At 69.2% G+C, this 18055-nt stretch carries 15 protein-coding genes; 6 read left to right on the top strand and 9 right to left on the bottom strand.

Annotated elements, in window-relative coordinates:
- Positions 1-24: 24 nt before the first annotated feature.
- Together ADBZ9K_RS24540 and ADBZ9K_RS24535 are read left to right on the top strand one after the other, a co-directional pair.
- Positions 25-2043 carry a M13 family metallopeptidase gene (locus ADBZ9K_RS24540; protein ID WP_526624853.1) on the top strand — a complete coding sequence of 673 codons (2019 nt, stop codon included), beginning with the start codon at positions 25-27 and terminating at the stop codon, positions 2041-2043.
- 5 nt (positions 2044-2048) lie between these two features.
- Complete coding sequence (locus tag ADBZ9K_RS24535; protein WP_526624852.1) at positions 2049-2564, top strand: nitroreductase family protein; 516 nt, start codon at positions 2049-2051, stop codon at positions 2562-2564.
- A 1-nt stretch (position 2565) separates the two neighbouring features.
- On the opposite strand, the gene ADBZ9K_RS24530 is transcribed toward ADBZ9K_RS24535, so the two are convergent.
- On the bottom strand, positions 2566-2901 hold the full coding sequence (locus ADBZ9K_RS24530) for an ArsR/SmtB family transcription factor (RefSeq protein ID WP_526624851.1): 336 nt from the start codon (positions 2899-2901) through the stop codon (positions 2566-2568).
- Between the two features lie 91 nt (positions 2902-2992).
- On the opposite strand from ADBZ9K_RS24530, the gene ADBZ9K_RS24525 reads away from it, so the two are divergent.
- Positions 2993-4204, top strand: coding sequence for an MFS transporter (locus ADBZ9K_RS24525; RefSeq protein ID WP_526624850.1), 1212 nt, complete (start codon positions 2993-2995; stop codon positions 4202-4204).
- Here the strand turns inward: ADBZ9K_RS24525 and ADBZ9K_RS24520 are convergent.
- The 5 genes from ADBZ9K_RS24520 to ADBZ9K_RS24500 all read right to left on the bottom strand — a co-directional run bounded on the left by ADBZ9K_RS24520 (position 4170) and on the right by ADBZ9K_RS24500 (position 9253).
- Positions 4170-5624, bottom strand: a complete 1455-nt coding sequence (locus tag ADBZ9K_RS24520; RefSeq protein WP_526624849.1) for an alpha/beta hydrolase — start codon at positions 5622-5624, stop codon at positions 4170-4172. The two genes, ADBZ9K_RS24525 and ADBZ9K_RS24520, sit on opposite strands and share 35 nt — an antisense overlap.
- 174 nt (positions 5625-5798) lie before the next feature.
- Positions 5799-6860 (bottom strand): L,D-transpeptidase, encoded by a 1062-nt coding sequence (locus ADBZ9K_RS24515; RefSeq protein ID WP_526624848.1) that lies wholly within the window; start codon positions 6858-6860, stop codon positions 5799-5801.
- Positions 6861-7004: 144 nt separating this feature from the next.
- The gene (locus ADBZ9K_RS24510) at positions 7005-8240 is read right to left on the bottom strand and encodes an MFS transporter (protein ID WP_526624847.1); all 1236 of its coding nucleotides are present in this window, start codon (positions 8238-8240) and stop codon (positions 7005-7007) included.
- Positions 8241-8371: 131 nt separating this feature from the next.
- Positions 8372-8662, bottom strand: a complete 291-nt coding sequence (gene ricR / locus ADBZ9K_RS24505; RefSeq protein WP_526624846.1) for a copper-sensing transcriptional repressor RicR — start codon at positions 8660-8662, stop codon at positions 8372-8374.
- The gene (locus ADBZ9K_RS24500; RefSeq protein ID WP_526624845.1) at positions 8663-9253 is read right to left on the bottom strand and encodes a DUF305 domain-containing protein; all 591 of its coding nucleotides are present in this window, start codon (positions 9251-9253) and stop codon (positions 8663-8665) included.
- Positions 9254-9331: 78 nt separating this feature from the next.
- On the opposite strand from ADBZ9K_RS24500, the gene ilvD reads away from it, so the two are divergent.
- Entirely contained in the window at positions 9332-11029 is a 1698-nt protein-coding gene (gene ilvD, locus ADBZ9K_RS24495) for a dihydroxy-acid dehydratase (RefSeq protein WP_526624844.1), read from the top strand.
- 41 nt (positions 11030-11070) lie between these two features.
- Here the strand turns inward: ilvD and ADBZ9K_RS24490 are convergent, their stop codons facing one another.
- From ADBZ9K_RS24490 to ADBZ9K_RS24480, 3 genes are all read right to left on the bottom strand, one after another.
- Positions 11071-12690, bottom strand: a complete 1620-nt coding sequence (locus tag ADBZ9K_RS24490; RefSeq protein WP_526624843.1) for a PE-PPE domain-containing protein — start codon at positions 12688-12690, stop codon at positions 11071-11073.
- A 110-nt stretch (positions 12691-12800) separates the two neighbouring features.
- Positions 12801-13577, bottom strand: coding sequence for a DAPG hydrolase family protein (locus ADBZ9K_RS24485; protein WP_526624842.1), 777 nt, complete (start codon positions 13575-13577; stop codon positions 12801-12803).
- Positions 13577-14917 carry an FAD-binding oxidoreductase gene (locus ADBZ9K_RS24480; RefSeq protein ID WP_526624841.1) on the bottom strand — a complete coding sequence of 447 codons (1341 nt, stop codon included), beginning with the start codon at positions 14915-14917 and terminating at the stop codon, positions 13577-13579. The genes ADBZ9K_RS24485 and ADBZ9K_RS24480 overlap by 1 nt, the downstream gene beginning before the upstream one ends.
- 90 nt (positions 14918-15007) lie before the next feature.
- Between ADBZ9K_RS24480 and ADBZ9K_RS24475 the strand changes: the two genes are divergently transcribed.
- Positions 15008-15766: an IclR family transcriptional regulator gene (locus tag ADBZ9K_RS24475; protein WP_526624840.1), complete on the top strand. Its 759-nt coding sequence runs from the start codon at positions 15008-15010 to the stop codon at positions 15764-15766.
- A 66-nt stretch (positions 15767-15832) separates the two neighbouring features.
- A complete protein-coding gene (locus tag ADBZ9K_RS24470) occupies positions 15833-18055 on the top strand; it encodes a molybdopterin-dependent oxidoreductase (protein ID WP_526624839.1) in 2223 nt (740 codons plus the stop codon).

The following is an 18055-nucleotide window of genomic DNA, read 5'->3' as shown; positions in this document are numbered from 1 at the left end:
TAAACCTCTGGTATGGATGGTTGAGTGACGGTAGAAACTCTGCGCTCGGGCATCGACCTGTCCCACGTCGAATCCGAAGTGCGCCCGCAAGACGATCTGTTCGGCCACGTCAACGGACGCTGGCTGACCGAGTACGCGATCCCGGCCGACCGGGCCACCGACGGGGCGTTCCGGCTGCTCTATGACCGGGCCGAGGAGCAGGTGCGGGAGCTGATCACGCAGGCCGCCGGCGGGCAGGAGCGCAGCGACTCGGCCCCGTCGGGGACGGACTCCGGCTCCGACGCACAACGCATCGGCGATCTCTACGCCAGCTTCATGGACTCCGAGGCCGTCGAGCACCGCGGGGTGCAGCCCCTGCTCGATGAGCTGGCCCGGATCGACGCCGCGGCGGATCCGGACGCCCTGACCGCGGTGATCGGTGCGCTCCAGCGCACCGGTGTGGGCGGCGGCGTCGGGCTCTACATCGACACCGACTCGAAGAACTCGTCGCGTTATCTGGTGCACGTCACCCAGTCGGGACTGGGCCTTCCCGACGAGTCGTACTACCGCGACGAGCAGCACGCCTCGATCCTGGCGGCCTACCCGCGGCACATCGCCACGATGTTCGCCCTGGTGCTGGGCGGGACCCCCGACGAGCACGCCGAGCGCGCGGGGCGGATCGTGGCGCTGGAGACCCGGCTGGCCGCCGCGCACTGGGATGTGGTCAAGCGCCGGGACGCCGACCTGACCTACAACCTGCGGACCTTCGCCGACCTGCCGGCCGAGGCTCCCGGCTTCGACTGGGCGGGCTGGATCGCCGCACTGGGCAGCTCGCCGGAGGCGGTATCGGAACTTGTTGTCCGCCAACCTGATTACCTGACCGCGTTCGCCGAGTTGTGGTCGGGCGCGGACTTCGCCGACTGGCAGGACTGGGCGCGCTGGCGGCTCATCCACGCGCGCGCCGCGGTGCTGACCGCGGCGCTGGTCGACGAGGACTTCGCCTTCTACGGCCGCACCCTGTCGGGCACCGAGCAGATCCGGGAGCGGTGGAAGCGCGCGGTGTCGCTGGTAGAAGGCCTGATGGGCGACGCGGTCGGACGGCTCTACGTCGAACAGCACTTCCCGCCGGACGCCAAGGCCCGGATGGACGTGCTGGTGGACAACCTGCGCGAGGCCTACCGGGTCAGTATCAACGACCTGGAGTGGATGACGCCGGCCACCCGGCAGCGGGCGCTGACCAAGCTGGACAAGTTCACCGCCAAGATCGGCTACCCGAAGAAGTGGCGGGACTACTCGACACTGGTGATCGACCGCAATGATCTGTACGGCAACGTCATTCGTGGCGCCGAGGCGGGTTTCGACCGGGAGCTCGCGAAGCTGGGCGGGCCCGTCGACCGCGACGAGTGGTTCATGACACCGCAGACGGTCAACGCCTACTACAACCCGGGGATGAACGAGATCGTGTTCCCCGCGGCCATCCTGCAGCCGCCATTCTTCGACGCCGAGGCCGACGACGCGGCGAACTACGGCGGGATCGGCGCGGTGATCGGCCACGAGATCGGGCACGGCTTCGACGACCAGGGCGCCAAGTACGACGGCGACGGCAACCTGGTGGACTGGTGGACCGATGAGGATCGCGCCGAGTTCGGCGCCCGCACAAAGCAACTCATCGAGCAGTACGACACCTACGTGCCGCGCGATCTGGACGGCACCGGCAGCGCCCATGTCAACGGCGCGTTCACCGTCGGCGAGAACATCGGCGACCTGGGCGGTCTGTCGATCGCGCTGCTGGCCTACCAGCTGTCGCTGGGCGGCAAGGAAGCGCCGGTGATCGACGGCCTGACCGGAGTGCAGCGGGTGCTGTTCGGCTGGGCGCAGGTCTGGCGCACCAAAGCTCGTGCCGCCGAGGCACTTCGGCGGCTAGCGGTTGACCCGCACTCGCCGCCGGAGTTCCGCTGCAACGGTGTGGTGCGCAACATCGACGCGTTCTACGACGCGTTCGAGGTCGGCGAGGACGACGCCCTGTACCTGGAACCGCAGCGTCGCGTCCGGATCTGGAACTGACCGGTATGGACGCCTGGGACGCCATCCGCGCTCGCCGCAATGTGCGCAGTTATACCGCGGCGCCGATCCCCGAGGCCGACCTCGACCGGATTCTCGAGGCTGGGTGGCGTTCCCCGTCGGCCCGCAACAACCAGCACTGGGACTTCGTTGCCGTCACTGATCATGCTGTGCTGCAGGATCTTTCGACGGTGTGGGTCGGCGCGGGCCACATCGCCTCGGCGCAGGCGGCGCTAGCCCTGGTGGTTCCGGAACCACCCGACGAGCGCACTCGGCTCCTCGACCAGTACGACCTGGGCCAGGCGACGATGGCCATGGCGATCGCAGCCACCGCGCTGGGAATCGGCACCGGCCACTCGGCGGTCGGCGATCAGGACCGGGCCCGGGCGATCCTCGGCGTGCCCGGCGACCATCTGGTGGCCTACCTGCTCGGGCTGGGCTATCCCGCCGACCGGCCACTGGCACCGATCCACAAGCCGAACCGTCGCCCGTTCACCGAGGTGGTGCACCGCGGCACCTGGTAGGTCAGCCGCGGGCGGTCACCTCGCGGTTGGCGCCATCGACCACCGATGGCAGCAGGCCCGGTAGCGCCGCGTCGACCTCCTCGACGCGCAGCCGCTGGTGAATGAGCCCGCCGATCACCAGGCGTTCGGTGAGGCCGGCTTCCCGCAGGATCTTGAAATGGTGGGTAGCGGTGGACTTGTTGATGCCGTCGTAGAGCGCACTGCACTGCTGCGGCTCACCGGCGTTGCGGAGCCGGCGCACCATCTCCAGGCGCACCGGATCCTGGAGCGCCGCCAGCACCTGGTGCAGGGCGGCGACGGGATGGGAATCCGGCCCGCACGGCTCCGCTTCGGCCATGGTTGTGCCCTCCATCACTGAGGTTTGATCACCATCAAACCTCAGCGTACCCTCGATCTAGTTCGATCGTCGTCAAACTTACGGAGTCGCGATGGCGTGCCTCGACGAGGGACCAGTCCAGATCGACAGCCAGCGGTGGGCCTATCCGCTGCTGCTCGTACTGTCCGGGGTAGCGCTGGGCGTCTCCGGTCTGCCTGCCCCGCTGTACGGCATCTACGAAGCCAATTGGCATCTTTCCCCGCTGGCCACCACCGTCGTGTTCGCGGTGTACGCGTTCGCCGCGTTGGCCGCGGTGCTGGTATCTGGCCGGGTGTCGGACGTCGTCGGCCGCAAGCCGGTGCTGATCGGGGCGCTGGTCGCGCTGATCGTCGGGTTGGGCATCTTCCTGGTGGCCGACAGCATCGAGATGTTGTTGCTGGCCCGCACCATCCACGGGGCGGCGGTGGGCTCGATCGTGGTGGCCGGCGCCGCGGCGCTGCTGGACCTGCGACCCCACCACGGGGTGCGCTCGGGCCAGCTCAGCGGCGTGAGCTTCAACATCGGCATGACGGTGGCGATCGTCGGCTCGTCATTGCTGGCCCAGTACGTCGCCTATCCGCTGCGCACCCCCTACGCGGTGGTGGCGGTGGTGTGCGCCGTCGTCGGCGTCGGCGTGCTCGCCCTGCGCGAGACCCACTCCGGCCGGACCGGCGGGAAGATCCGGATCAGCAAACCCGCTGTGCCCCCGGAGATCCGGGAGGACTTCTGGTTCGCCGCCCTGGGTGCGATGGCGTCGTGGTCGGTGCTCGGAGTGCTGCTTAGCCTGTATCCTTCGCTGGCCGCCCAGCAGACCAACATGCACAACCTGGTGTTCGGCGGCGGGGTGGTCGGGGTGACGGCGTTCTCGGCCGCCGTCGCGCAGCTGGTCGCCACCCGGGTGCCGGCGCGGCGCTCGGCGGTGATCGGCGACGTGGGGATGGCCGCCGCGCTGCTGCTGACGGTGCCGGTGCTGCTGACCCACCGCTGGCCGCTGGTGTTCGCCGCGGCCGCGCTGCTCGGGGCCACCTTTGGACTCGGGTTCGGCGGCTCCCTGCGCCACCTGTCCGATGTGGTGCCCGCCAACCGGCGCGGCGAGACGATGTCGGCGTTCTATCTGCTGGCCTACAGCGCGATGGCGCTGCCGACGATCGCGGCGGGCTGGGCAGCCACCCGCTGGGCGCTGGCCGACGTCTTCCCATGGTTCGCCGGGATCGTCGCGCTGGCCTGCCTTGGCGCCGCGGCGGTGGGCTTCAGGCGGGCGACTCCGTCGCCCCGGGCGTCTTGATCTGGGCGGCCAGCCACGGGAGCGCATCGGAGAAGGCCCGCTCGGCGAACTGCCAGGTGTGGAAGCTGACGATGCGGTGCACCGAGCAGGAGATACCCACACTCTGCGCGGTCGTGCACAGATCGTCGGCGGCGCCGGCCTCATCGGAATCACGGAACTCGTCGTGCCCCCCGAAGCCCAGCGGCGCATCCGATTGCGGCCGGTGTCCACCGCCGTTGCCGTAGGGCGATACGCCGTTGGCGGGTTTGACGGTGTCCTCGAACCAGCCCGAGACACCCTGATACGGGCCATGTTTGAGCATCACGGTACGCGGGTCGAATTGATCCCAGGCCGCGACGTTCCCGCCGTAAAGTCGGCTGATCGTCTGGTCCTTGGTGCCGGCAGTCGGCCCATGGTCACCGGCGATGTCCTCGAAGGTGCTGAACAACTCCGGATGCATCACGGTCAGGTCGATCGCGCAGGTGCCGCCCATCGACCAGCCGACCACCGCCCAGTTGGCCGCCTGGCCGGAAGCGCCGAATTGGTCGACGACATAGGGCCGGACGTCGTTGGTGAGATGGTCGGCGGAGTCGCCACGGGGGCCGTTGACGCATTCGGTGTCGTTGTTGAAACTCCCGCCGGAGTCGACGAAGACAAAGATCGGCGCCTGGCCGTCATGGCTCTGGGTGTAGGCGTCGATGATGGGCATCGCGTTGCCGCTGCGCATCCAGTCCGCCGGGGTGTTGAACTCACCGGCGACCATCATGATGACGGGCAACCGCGGCGGCACAGCACCGGCGAACCAGGCCGGCGGCAGATAGACGTATTCGCTGCGATGCTTGAATCCGCTTACTGCCGAACCGATGTCGACCTCGACCAGCTTCCCGGTCGCTGGCACGGTGTTACGCAGGCCGGGCAGGTCGGTGGCATCGATCTGGTTGGGTAGCGGCCCCGCCGTCAGCGCCCCCCACGCGGCCGGCACGCTCGGGTAGTAACCGACCCACTTGTTGAGCGCGAGCAGCGCCGTCGACAGCGTCAACGGAATCGCCAGGACCGCCACACCACGGCGCCACCAGGAACTCCCTCGCCAACCCAGCACTGCGACCGCGACCCCGGCGGCGAAAACCCCTGTCCAGAGCCACAAATAGAAGGGCGCTGGGTCCGAGGCCAGCCCCTGGGAGTTGACGTAGGTGCGCGCGACGAGAGCACCCGCCACACCCACCACCACACACGCCGGCAGCCAGACCAGCCACCAGCGCCGGGTTCGCCGCCACCCGATGGCCACGAGCAACGCGACGACGGCGACGATCTCGACCGTCAGCGGCAGCCAGCCGCCCAGCAGCGAGATCCCGTGTGCGTACTGGTGGAAGTCCGGTGCCGGCAGCTGCGGCAGTGGTGCCGGCTCGGCCGGCGACGGTGCAGGCGACGGAGTTGGCGGCACATACCCCATTGTGGGGGTGGTTGCTGTGCCTAACCTTTGAGCGTTCGTCCAGCCGACCCTGCGGTGAGCGCACCGAGTCTGCGTCCGGAGTGCAATCCGCCGCGTTGAACACGCACTGCGCGCAGGCTCGATGCGCCGGGGGCAGAGCGAGTGCCCCGGCTGTCAGCGGCCCGATCAGGCCAGCTGCCACTGCCAGTCGTCGGCGCCGTCGGGGTTGTTGTAGAGCCCGACGGAGTTCTTCACCACGATCGGGTCACCGCTGCCGAAGTTGTCGTAGAACCACTTGGCGTTGTCCGGTCCGAGGTTGATGCAGCCATGGCTCACATTGCGTTTGCCCTGGTCACCGACGGACCACGGCGCGCTGTGCACGAAGGCCCCGCTGTTGTCGATGCGGACCGCCCACTGCACCTTGAGCTTGTATCCCTCGGCCGAATTCACCGGAACGCCGTAGGTGGACGAGTCCATGATGATGTCGGGGAACTTCTCCAGCACGTAGTAGGTGCCGTTCTTGGTCTCGTGCTTACCGTCCGGCTTGCCCATCGATACCGGGAAGGTCTTCTCCACCTTGCCGTTCCGGGTGACCGTCATCTGGTGGGTCTTGTCGTCGACCGTGGCCACCAGCGCGTCGCCGACCCGGAAGCTGGACTTGGCGCCGCTGGCGTCGATGTTGACGATGGTGCCGGCCGGCCAGAAGCTGTAGGGACGCCAGCGCACCTGGGTGTCGGTCGTCCAGTAGAACGCGCCCGGAACCGGCGGCACCGAGGAGACGTGGATCGCCGACTCGGCCAGCGGACGGTTGGCGATCGGTCGGGCGAAGTTGATGATGATCGGCTTGGCCACCCCGACCAACGCCCCGTTGACCGGGTTGAACGACGGCGGGGCGAACACCGGGTCACCGGTATAGGGCAGCGGGTTCTGGCCCTTGACCGGCCCGGCCGCGGCTGCGGCCTGCTGGGCGGCCAGCGGATCGAGAGGCGCCGGCGGGGCGCCGGGATCGGTCACCGGCGGCGGGGCCGGCAGGGCCGGATCGGGTGCCGGAACGGCTGCCGGATCCGGTGCCGGAACGGCTGCCGGGTCCGGGGCGGGAACGCCCGGTGCTTGCGCATCGACGACCACGGGGTCGACGGGCGCCTGGTCGGGATCGGCCAGCGCCGACCCACTGCCCAGACTGAGCCCGGCGGCCACTCCGACCACACACAACGTGGCCGCAACAGCCCCCTTCACCCGCAGTGCCATAACCAAACTCCCTCGATACCGACTCGAACCCAGTGTGGCACAGCACGCTGAGTTGACCGCTGGACCACGTTCGCCAGCGAACCCGAGTGCCGGCGCCGTCAACGCTCTGAACTGTGCGGATCGTCGTCGCGGCGGGGGCAAGCGTTACTTTCCGCTGGTAGCCGGGGCGAGCGCGAACAGCCCACGGCTGCCCACCACGCACACCAGGGCACTCAGCATGAGCAGCGCCGACGCGGCGATCATGGCCGGCACTCCGGCGCGCTGATACAGCAGCCCACCGGCCAGCGAGCCGGCCATGATGCCGACCTGAAACGCGGCCACGTAAAGGCCCGACGCCCCGTCCGGGTCCTGCGGGGCGTGCCGCATCGCGGCGGCCTGCAGCATCGGCGGCATCGCGGTGGCCGTGGCGCCCCAGAGCACGATGGCCGCCGCACCGGCCAGCACCGTCGCGACGGTGTGCGGACCGCCGGCACCCAACGCTGCCAGCACCGTGAACGCCAGGGTGGACCCGATCAGGCAGGCCACGACGGTCGCCTTGGGCCGGCGGTCCCCCGGCCGGGCCAGCACCGCCATGGCGGCCAGCCCGGCCAGTCCGTAGGCGGCCAGCAGCCACGCCAGGTGCGGCCCGCGCACCCCGACGACGTCGCGGATGATCACCACGATGAACGTGTAGGAGATGAAGTGGCCGGTGACGCCCACCAGCGTCAACACACTGAGTGTCACCAGCGGGCCGTTGCGGTGGTGAGCCACCCGGCCGGCCCCGGCGCCGTCCGCCCCCGTCGCCATCACCATGGCCGGCAGTGTGAGGCGGGCGGCCACCAGCACCACCAGCGCGGCCACCGTGATCGCCCCGACCGCCCACCGCCATCCCCACACCTCACTCATCGCCGCCGTCAGCGGGCTGCCGACGACCAGGGCCAGGCCGGTGCCGACATAGACGGCCATGGTGGCGCGCCCGGCGTGGCTGGGCGGCACCAGGCGCGCACCGATCGGGGCGATCACCGACCACATCAGTCCGTGGGTCAGGGCGCACAGCACCCGGCCGCAGGCCAGCACGGCGAACGACGGCGCCAGCGCCGAGATCAGCTGCGATGCCGACAGGCAGGCCAGCGTGCACAGCAGGGTGCGCCGCCGCGGCCAGGTCGCCGTCGCGCGCAGCAGCGGCATCGTGGCCAGGGCCGCCACCAGGGCGTAGCTGGCCAGCAGGGTGCCGACCATCGCCTCACTGACGTCAAGGTCGCGCGCGATGGCCGGTAACGCCCCGACCGGCATGATCTCGGCGGTGACGTAGATGAACGCCGCCGCGGCCAGCACACCCAGTGCCACCGCAACCCGCGGTGTCCACGGTCCGGTGCGGGCGGGAGGCGACGAGTCGATCATGACAAGCGTTCTCCCGGGCCGACCCGTGAGTTCGGCACTGGGAGCACGCCATCACGGTATCGGCTGCGGCGGCCAAACCGGCCGAGGTCGCCCGGCGTTGCACGCCGCGGTGGTTCAGCGGGTTGCGCCGCTCAGGAGCGCACCAGCCGGGCGATCGCAGCGGTGGCCTCGGCCAGCTTCTTGTCGGCATCCTCGCCGCCCTGCGCGACCGCGTGACTCACACAGTGATTGAGATGTTCCTCAAGCAGGCCCAGGGCCACCGACTGCAATGCACTGTTGACGGCACTGATCTGGGTCAGCACGTCGATGCAGTACTTGTCCTCGTCGATCATCTTGGCAATCCCGCGGACCTGCCCTTCGATCCGGCGCAGCCGCTTGGCGTAATTGTCCTTACGCGCCGAATATCCATGAGCGCCAGTCATTTACCCTCCAAGGATCTGCTTCATCTGATCGATCTCGGCCTGCTGCGCGGTGACCATGCCCTTGGCCAGCGCCGTCATGTCGGCGCTGGTGCCGTTGGCGATCTCGGTCTTGGCCATCTCGATGGCCCCCTGGTGGTGGCCGATCATCGACTGCAGCCACAGTGTGTCGAATTCGGGGCCGGTGAGCGAGTTGAGTTTGGCCATCGTGGCGCCGTCGACCATGCCCTGCATCGCCATACCGCCGTGGTCTCCGGCGGCGTTGAGGTCGACGTCCCACTGCAGCAGCAGCGCCTTCATCGCGTTGATCTCCGGTTGCTGCTCTGCGGAAATGGTCGACGCCAGCTTGATCACCGCGGGATCTGCCGACCGTTGCGGCACCAGGGCGGACAGCTCGAGGGCCTGTTGATGGTGAGGGATCATCATCTGGGCGAACATGATGTCGTCGGCGTTGTGCGCGGCCACCGTCTCGGTGCTGGTCGCAGCCGGTGCGGAGGGTTCGCTGTGGTCCTGGGGCCGGCTGCATGACGCGATCACGACGGCGGTGGCGAGGGCGGTGGCCGCGGCGACGATGCGGCGGCGGGTCGACGTCATCCTGCCACCGTACCGGAATACCCCTCGGGGGTATAAAAGGGATTTGGTCGCCATCCCCCACCACGGCATACTTGACCGGTGAGCCAAACGCCCGATCTCAAGCCCCGCAGTCGCGACGTCACCGACGGTCTGGAGAAGACCGCCGCCCGCGGGATGCTCCGCGCGGTAGGCATGGGCGACGAGGACTTCGCCAAGCCGCAGATCGGGGTGGCGTCCTCGTGGAACGAGATCACGCCCTGCAACCTATCGTTGCAACGCCTGGCCCAGGCCGTGAAGGAAGGCGTGTTCGAGGCCGGCGGCTACCCGCTCGAATTCGGCACGATCTCCGTCTCCGACGGCATCTCGATGGGCCACGAGGGCATGCACTTCTCGCTGGTGTCTCGCGAGGTCATCGCCGACAGCGTCGAGACCGTCATGCAGGCCGAGCGCCTCGACGGTTCGGTGCTGCTGGCCGGGTGCGACAAGTCGCTGCCGGGAATGTTGATGGCCGCCGCGCGGCTGGATCTGGCCGCGGTGTTCCTCTATGCGGGCTCGATCCTGCCGGGGCGGGCCAAACTGTCCGACGGCACCGAGATGGACGTGACGATCATCGACGCCTTCGAGGCCGTCGGCGCCTGCGCGCGCGGGCTGATGTCACGCGCCGACGTCGACGCCATCGAGCGGGCGATCTGCCCGGGCGAGGGCGCGTGCGGTGGCATGTACACCGCCAACACCATGGCCAGCGCCGCCGAGGCGCTGGGCATGTCGCTGCCCGGCAGCGCCGCCCCGCCGGCCACCGACCGGCGCCGGGACGGGTTCGCCCGGCGCAGCGGCCAGGCCGTGGTCGAGCTGCTGCGGCGCGGGATCACCGCCCGCGACATCCTGACCAAGGAAGCCTTCGAAAACGCCATCGCGGTAGTGATGGCGTTCGGCGGGTCCACCAACGCGGTGCTGCACCTGCTGGCGATCGCCCATGAGGCCGAGGTCGAGCTGTCCCTGGCCGACTTCACCCGCGTCGGCGCCAGGGTGCCGCACCTGGCCGACGTGAAGCCGTTCGGCAAGCACGTCATGTTCGACGTCGACCACATCGGCGGCGTGCCGGTGATCATGAAGGCCCTGCTCGATGCCGGGCTGATGCACGGTGACGTGATGACGGTGACCGGAAAGACCATGGCCGAGAACCTCGCCCACATCGCGCCGCCGGATCCCGACGGCAAGGTGCTGCGCGCGCTGGACAACCCGATCCACCCCACCGGCGGCATCACGATCCTGCACGGCTCGCTGGCTCCCGAGGGCGCGGTGGTCAAGTCGGCCGGCTTCGATTCCAGTGTGTTCGAGGGAACCGCGAGGGTTTTCGACGGCGAGCGAGCAGCGATGGATGCCCTCGAGGACGGCACGATCACCGCCGGTGACGTGGTGGTGATCCGCTACGAGGGCCCCAAGGGCGGCCCCGGAATGCGCGAGATGCTGGCGATCACCGGTGCGATCAAGGGCGCGGGCCTGGGCAAGGACGTGCTGCTGCTGACCGACGGCCGGTTCTCCGGCGGCACCACCGGCCTGTGCGTGGGGCACGTGGCGCCCGAGGCGGTGGATGCCGGGCCGATCGCCTTCGTCAACGACGGTGACCGGATCCGGCTCGACGTGGCCAACTCGACCTTGGACGTTCTGGTGGACGAGGGCGAATTCGACTCTCGCCGTGCGGGTTTCACCCCCCCAGCCCCGCGCTACACCACCGGTGTGCTGGCCAAGTACCGCAAGCTGGTCGGGTCGGCCGCCGGCGGCGCGGTCTGCGGCTAGTCCGCGGCCGCACCGGGTTGCGTAGATCCGCCCTCGACGTCCTAGTCGCCGGCGGACCGCTTGGATCCGCCCACCCCACCCTTGTGGGCAGAGCTGTTCTGGGCTGAATCATGGCTGCCGGCAGCGCTGTCGGCCTTCTTCGACGGTTTGCCGGACTTGCCCACCGTCACCGAGGTCGTCGGCGTGGACGGTGAACCCGTCGAGGCAGCGTCGTCGGAGGCGGCGACGTCCTTGACGTCCTTGACGTCCGTGACGTCCGTGACGTCCGTGACGTCGTCATTGACCGCCGCCGTCGTCGGCTCGTCGACCGTCGACTGGGTCTGCGTGCTCGAGGAAGCCGCGATCGCCTGGGCCGCAGGCGCTGCCTTCAGCGACGCCGCCGCCGAGGCGGGCACCGAGGCGGCCGAGTTCGGGAAGAACACATCCTTGAAGCCGGTGATCAGCGCCTTGATGACGTCGCCGGGAACCTGCGCCCACTCCTGCGGGGTGAGCGTGGCCTGCGACAGGTACGGAACGTACTGGCCCGACTGATCGTAGGTGCGGTTGTAGGTTCCGCCCTCGCTCGGCGTCTGGACATCGGTGTAGCCAGTGTTGACCAGGATGGTCAGCGCCGGTTGCAGCGCGTCGGCCAACGGCGTCCCCAGGTGGATCCCCACCCCGAGCGCGTCGAAGGCGGCGTTGAGCAGCCGGGAGGGCAACCGCAGCGGCTCGAGCAGGGGCAGGTCCTTCGGGACGAGAGTGCTGTAGGTCGTGCTGGGGGTACCGAGGGTCACCAGCGCGATCAGGTTGGTCTCGATCGTGCTGACGCTGGTCCCCTGCAATTCCACGCCCCCGAGCAGGTACGTGGGCAGGACGCTGGCATACAGGGAGTTGAGCAGCGAGAACGGGTTGAGCGTTGCCGGGAAGTCCGACAACATGTCGTAGCCGAGCGCGACGTTGACGAAGGCACCGTTCAGCACGATGCCGGTGCTCGAGCCGGAGCCGGCGTTGGGGCTGACCGGATTCATCCCGAACAGGTTGAAGATCGGCGCGAAGCGGGCGTACAGGCCACCGTTGGGCGTCTCGGGGTTGCGGATCAAGGCGATCGGCAGGTTGGTGACGTTGGTGCCCTGGGCGCAGGTGATCCCCGTGGTGCAGGAGTTACCGGAGATGTTGACTTTGCCGGGGTTGGTGAGCGGGGTGTACCCGGCCGGTGTGTTGCCGTTGGCGCTCGCTAACAGGGCTTGGTAGGTCTGCAGCGCGGTGGGCACGGCCGTCCCGGACGCAACCAGCAGCGGCCCGGTGGGATTGGAGGCCAGGATATTGGGGCGGGTGAAGGAATAGAAGAGCGGGTTGAACCCACCGAATGTCGAGGAGTTGAGCACGTTGTAGAGACCGACCGAGTCGGCCTCATTCCAGTCGAAAGCCAACGTGATCGAGCCAATGACCGGCACATTGTCGAAGGTGACGCTGTCCACCCCGAGCTGGTTGACCAGCCACAGCAGCGGCCCGGTGGTGGTCGTGTCGAGGGTCAGCGCGCTGGCCGTGGGAGCGGTCGGCGTCACCGCCGTACCCACCGTCATCGCCACGGCCGTCGCCGCTGCCGCGCCGAACAGCGCGGCCTTCCTGCCGCCGGCCTTCGACCGTCGCTGAATTCTGCTCGAAAGTGTTGTAGCTGCCATGTCCCCCACCCCTTACGCCTACTTCTCAGGCTGCTCTCAGGAACATAGTCCTTCCCGCTGACGTCGGCGGCAGTTTCGCAATCTCGGCGCGGGTCGGCGCGTCGGGCGGGTCAGGCCGTGGCGAACTCGGCGTGGATCGCGGCCAGCCGGGCAGCCAGATGGTTCATCTCCTGGGCGCAGTGCACCAGCAAGTCCCGGGGTTGCGGCAGCTGGCGCGCGGCGACGGGCCGGATCACCGAGTCGGCCAGCCGGTTGCCGCCGCGCACGCCGATGAACGGTCCACCCATCCAGAACCGCGACCGCATCTCCGCGCCGTCGGGGGTCGCCCGGACATGGTGGATGAACCAGCCGATGTCCACCGGCAGCTCGCTGGAGCCCAGCCGGGCGCACACCGCGACGTCCCCGCCGAGCCGCGATGCGTCCAGACCCAGGGCCGACGGTTCGAGGAACTGGATCGCCCCCTTGGTGTAGGCCGAGCCCAAGTACTCCTCGATGATTGAGGTCCGGCCGACGTAGCGGCCGTCAGGTCCGTCGTCACCCCAGTGCGCCGAGGCGTGGGCGCGTGGATGCCACAACTTGTAGCGGCGCGAGTCGCTGCCGTGCCAGCCGAACCACCAGTCCCACATCGCCGGCGTCACACCGGGCATGTCGGTGCGAACCGCGACGTGGAACCCGCCACCGCGCAACGTGCCATAGCCGTTCTCGGTCTGCTGATAGCCGTCATCGAGAATCGATGCGGCGGAATCGAATCCGAGCAGTGTTTGGTCGGCCTGCGGGCCGTGCTCGAGGGCGACGACGACGTGGCTGGGTAGCGTTGCCATTTGCGGGTCGAAGTACTTGCCCCACGGCGTGTCCGCATCGCCGGGCCGGTAACCCAGGTAGGTCATCAGACGCGTCCCATCCAGCTGTGGAAGCGGCCGTCCGGGTCGTACTGGGCGCGCACCCGGTCGAGCTTGGCCATGTTCTCGTCGGTGGCGAACTTCGCCGGCCGCTGGCCGAGGTTTTCGTCGGCGAGCTGGATTCCAGTGGCCAGCGGTGCCATCGCCGCCATATTGGAACGCGGCCAGTCGCTGTACTTCTCGTCGTCAGCGGGATCCATCCAGCCGGCGTACAGCGCCAGATAGATCTCGCTTTCCAGGCTGTAGGCCATGTCCTGGCGCTCCGGTGACGGACCCCAGTTCAGCCACAGGAAATGCGCCGGGTGCGGCGGGAGAGTGTCCAGGATCCGGTGAATGCCGGGCAACAGCTCCGCGGCCGAGGCGTTGGTCCACATATTGTCGGCGGTGTACCGGTGATCGGCGAGGTAGTTGCTCATGACCGCGGTGTACCAATCGGGCAAACCCATGGGCGCGTAGGGAACCGCGATCAGCGCCTTGTCGGCTACCGGGCATCGGTCGAGAATGCCGAAAGCCTCTTTGGCCTCGTCCTCGGTGTCGGCGAACGCCGGGGAAGCCATCACGATGGCCGGGCGGTCGATGCCGGCGTTGGGCACGCTGCTGGAGGCGACGATCTGCAACTCGACCCGTCGGTCCACTTCGCCGGAGATGCCGCGGGCCCAGGTGAAGATCTCGTCGGCGAGTTCGATGGGATAGGCGTAGAAGCTGCTGCCCAGCACGGCGGGCTTCTTGTAGAGCTTGAGGTGGAACGCGGTGACCACGGCAAAGAAGCCCGGCCCGGCACCGCGGGCGGCCCAGTACAGATCCGGATGGTGGTCGGCGTCGATATAGATCTTCTCGCCGTCGGCGGTCACCACGTCCAAGCCGATCACGCTTTCGCAGGCAGGCCCCACCACACGGCTGTTCCAGCCGTAACCACCTTGCAGCAGATAACCGCCGATGCACACGCCCTTGCAATGCCCGGCGGGAAAGAACAGGCCCACCTCGTCGAGCTGGGCGGCGAGCGCGCTGCCGCCCTTACCGGGGCCCGCGACCGCGGTCTGCTTGGCGGTGTCGATGCTGGTCTGGTCGACCCGGCTCATGTCCAGCAGCACCGCGCCGTCGCGCAGGTGACTGGCCGCCCAGCTGTGGCCGCCGGACTTGATGCTGACCTGCTTGTGGTTGGCCTTGGCATACCGCACCGCGGCCACCACGTCGTCGGCGTCGACCGCTTGGACGATGACGTCCGGGTAGCGGTCGGGCACGCGCTTGTTCCACACCGTGGCGCGGCGCGCGTCCTCGTACCCGTCGTCGCCGCGGAAGAAATGGCGACCCTCCGGAAGTGACCCCACCAGAGCCTCCTCTGATTCACAATGCGGACCGCTATGATCCGTAATGCGGCACATTACCGTGGAGGGCATCGGATAGGAAGGGACGACCAGATGGCGGATCCGGCAATTTCCGGTGCAGACGAACCTCGGGGGGCCGGCCGCGACGACGGCATCCAGGTGCTGCGCCGGGCCGCGGCCGCGCTCGACGAGATCGCGACCGCGCCGGGCCGGCTGCGGCTGGTCGACCTGCACAGCCGGCTGGGGCTGGCCAAGTCGACGACCCGGCGGCTGTTGGTCGGGCTGACCGAGATCGGGTTCGCCGCGGTCGACGACGACGGTCGCATCGTCCTGGGCGACCGGCTGCTGAGCCTGGCCAGCGCCAACGCCGCCCAGATCTCCTCGACATTTCGCCCGACGCTGGAACGGGTGGCCGAGGCCACCGGAGAGACCGTCGACCTCTCGGTCTACCGGGGCGGCCAGATGCTGTTCGTCGACCAGATCGAGTCGCCACACCGGCTACGTGCCGTCTCCGCGATCGGCGGCCGGTTCACCCTGCACGACACCGCCAACGGCAAGGCGGCCTTGGCGTTGGTCGACGATGCCGAACTCGACGCCGCGCTGGCGGCGCTGGATTCGGCAGTGGCCGAGCGGGTGCGCGCGGAAATCGACAGCATCCGTACCAGCCGTGTCGCTTTCGACCTCGATGAGCACACCGAGGGGATCTCGGCCGCCGGCGTCGCCGGGCGGGCGGCCGGTGGCAACATCGTCGCGATCTCGGTGCCCGCGCCCACCGAACGCTTCACCGCCCACCGAGACCGCATCGTCGCCGCGCTGCGGCTGGCGTTGGAGTCGGCGGCCTGGCGCAGCTGAGCAGATTCTGACCATCCGGTTGGTCGGGCTTGCCAGCGGGTCGGCGGTGGGAGCACAGTGACAAGCGTGAGCCGCACCGCATTGCGCATCTGCCCGATCTGCGAGGCCACCTGCGGGCTGGTCCTGACCATCGACGACACGGAGCGGGTCAGCTCGGCCCGCGGCGACCGGGACGACGTGTTCAGCCACGGTTTCATCTGCCCCAAGGGGGCGAGTTTCCCCGAGCTGGACAACGATCCCGACCGCCTGCAGAACCCGCTGGTCCGCCGCGGCGGCGAGTTGGTCGAGACCACGTGGGCTGAGGCGTTCGCCGCGGCCGCCGAGGGTCTGCAGCGGGTCATCGCCGACACCGGCGGGCCCTCGGTGGCGATGTATCTGGGCAATCCCAACGCCCACACCATCGCCGGCTCGCTCTATGCCCCGGCCGTCCTCAAGTCGCTGGGCACCCGCCAGGTGTTCTCGGCCAGCACGCTGGACCAGATGCCCAAACACGTCGCCTGCGGCTACCTGTACGGCAATCCGGTGGCGTTCACGATCCCCGACCTGGACCGCACCGACTACCTGGTCATCATCGGCGGAAACCCGTTGGTGTCCAACGGTTCCCTGGCCACCGCCGCCGACTTCGGCGGCAAACTCAAGGCGCTGCGCCGCCGCGGCGGACGCCTGGTGGTCGTCGACCCGACCCGCACCCGCACCGCCGAGCTGGCCGACCGGCACATCGCCCCGCGCCCCGGCACCGATGCCGCGCTGCTGTTCGCGATCGTGCACGTGCTCTTCGACGAGGACCTGGTCGACCTCGGCCACCTCGACGGCCACGTCACCGGGATCGAGCAGGTACGCGCGGCCGCGGCGGATTTCGCGCCCGAGGCGGTCGCCCAGCACTGCGGTGTCGGTGCCGACGACATCCGGACCCTGGCCCGCGAGATCGCCACCGCGCCCAGCGCGGCGGTCTACGGCCGCATCGGCACCTCGACCGTCGGGTTCGGCACCCTGACCAGCTGGCTGGTCGACGTCGTGAACATTCTGACCGGCAATCTGGACCGCGCCGGCGGGGTGATGTTCACCAGCTCGCCGGTCGCATCCGCCCCGCGCCCCGCCCGCCCCGGCCGGGGCTTTGCCACCGGCCGCTGGCGCAGCCGGGTCTCCCAGCACCCCGAGGTGCTGTCCGAACTGCCGACGGTCGCGCTGGCCGAGGAGATCGAGACCCCCGGCGACGGCCAGGTCAAGGCCCTGATCACGATCGCAGGCAATCCGGTGCTGTCGGCGCCGGACGGCGCCCGGCTCAGCGAGGCCCTCGGCCGCCTCGCCTTCATGGTGTCGGTCGACCCCTACCTCAACGAGACCACCCGGCACGCCGACGTCATCCTGCCGCCGCCCCCGCCGTCGCGCGCGGCGCACTTCGACGTCGCGCTCAGCGCGGCGATGGTGCGCAACAACGCCCGCTACTCCCCGCCGGTGCTGCCGCTGCCCGCCGGACGCCCCGACGAGTGCGAGATCCTGTCCCGGCTGGCCTTGATCGTGCTGGGAATGGGACCCGACGCCGACCCGAACCTCGTCGACGACCAGGTCATCGCCACCACGCTGGGCAAGGAGACCGCCGATCCGCACTCGCCGGTGTCGGGCCGCCCGGTCGAGGAACTCACCGCCATGCTGCCCGACGGTCCGGGCTACGAGCGGCGGCTGGACATGATGCTGCGGCTGGGGCCGTTTGGTGACGCCTTCGGTGCCCGACCGGATGGCCTGACCCTGCAGCGACTCAAGGACACACCGCACGGTGTCGACCTCGGCCCGCTCACACCGCGGATCCCTGAGGTGATCCGAACCCCCTCGGGCACAGTGGAACTGGCTCCCGAGCCGATCCTGGCCGATATCCCCCGGCTGCTGACGTCGCTGTCCGAAGAGCCCGGATTCCTGCTGATCGGCCGCCGCCATCTGCGGTCGAACAACAGTTGGATGCACAACCTGCCCGCCCTGTCGGGCGGCACGAACCGGTGCACACTGCAGATCCATCCCGATGACGCCGCCCGGCTGGGGCTGGACGAGCTCGCCCTGGTCACCGGCCCGGGCGGGAAACTCGAAGTGCCGGTGGAGATCACCGACGCGATCCGTCCCGGCGTGGTGTCGCTGCCGCACGGGTGGGGGCACAGCGAACCGGGCACCCGGCTTCGGGTTGCCGCGCGCGACCCTGGGGTGAACGTCAACAGCCTCAACGACGGCACGCTACTGGATCCGCTGTCCGGGACGGCGGTGCTCAGCGCGCTCCCGGTCGAGGTGGCTCCGGCCGGCTGA

The sequence above is a fragment of the Mycobacterium sp. genome (genome assembly GCF_965229265.1).
Taxonomy (GTDB): Bacteria; Actinomycetota; Actinomycetes; order Mycobacteriales; family Mycobacteriaceae; genus Mycobacterium.
The sequence above is the reverse complement of the archived record's forward strand: the minus strand, read 5'-3'. Positions and strand labels throughout refer to the sequence as shown.

What these genes read in the sequence shown, in the direction of transcription:
- ADBZ9K_RS24535 (WP_526624852.1), top strand. Translation starts at nt 2,049, where the DNA reads ATGGACGCCTGGGACGCCATCCGCGCTCGCCGCAATGTGCGCAGTTAT.
- ADBZ9K_RS24530 (WP_526624851.1), bottom strand. Translation starts at nt 2,901, where the DNA reads ATGGCCGAAGCGGAGCCGTGCGGGCCGGATTCCCATCCCGTCGCCGCC.
- ADBZ9K_RS24525 (WP_526624850.1), top strand. Translation starts at nt 2,993, where the DNA reads ATGGCGTGCCTCGACGAGGGACCAGTCCAGATCGACAGCCAGCGGTGG.
- ADBZ9K_RS24515 (WP_526624848.1), bottom strand. Translation starts at nt 6,860, where the DNA reads ATGGCACTGCGGGTGAAGGGGGCTGTTGCGGCCACGTTGTGTGTGGTC.
- ADBZ9K_RS24510 (WP_526624847.1), bottom strand. Translation starts at nt 8,240, where the DNA reads ATGATCGACTCGTCGCCTCCCGCCCGCACCGGACCGTGGACACCGCGG.
- ricR (WP_526624846.1), bottom strand. Translation starts at nt 8,662, where the DNA reads ATGACTGGCGCTCATGGATATTCGGCGCGTAAGGACAATTACGCCAAG.
- ADBZ9K_RS24500 (WP_526624845.1), bottom strand. Translation starts at nt 9,253, where the DNA reads ATGACGTCGACCCGCCGCCGCATCGTCGCCGCGGCCACCGCCCTCGCC.
- ADBZ9K_RS24490 (WP_526624843.1), bottom strand. Translation starts at nt 12,690, where the DNA reads ATGGCAGCTACAACACTTTCGAGCAGAATTCAGCGACGGTCGAAGGCC.
- ADBZ9K_RS24485 (WP_526624842.1), bottom strand. Translation starts at nt 13,577, where the DNA reads ATGACCTACCTGGGTTACCGGCCCGGCGATGCGGACACGCCGTGGGGC.
- ADBZ9K_RS24475 (WP_526624840.1), top strand. Translation starts at nt 15,008, where the DNA reads ATGGCGGATCCGGCAATTTCCGGTGCAGACGAACCTCGGGGGGCCGGC.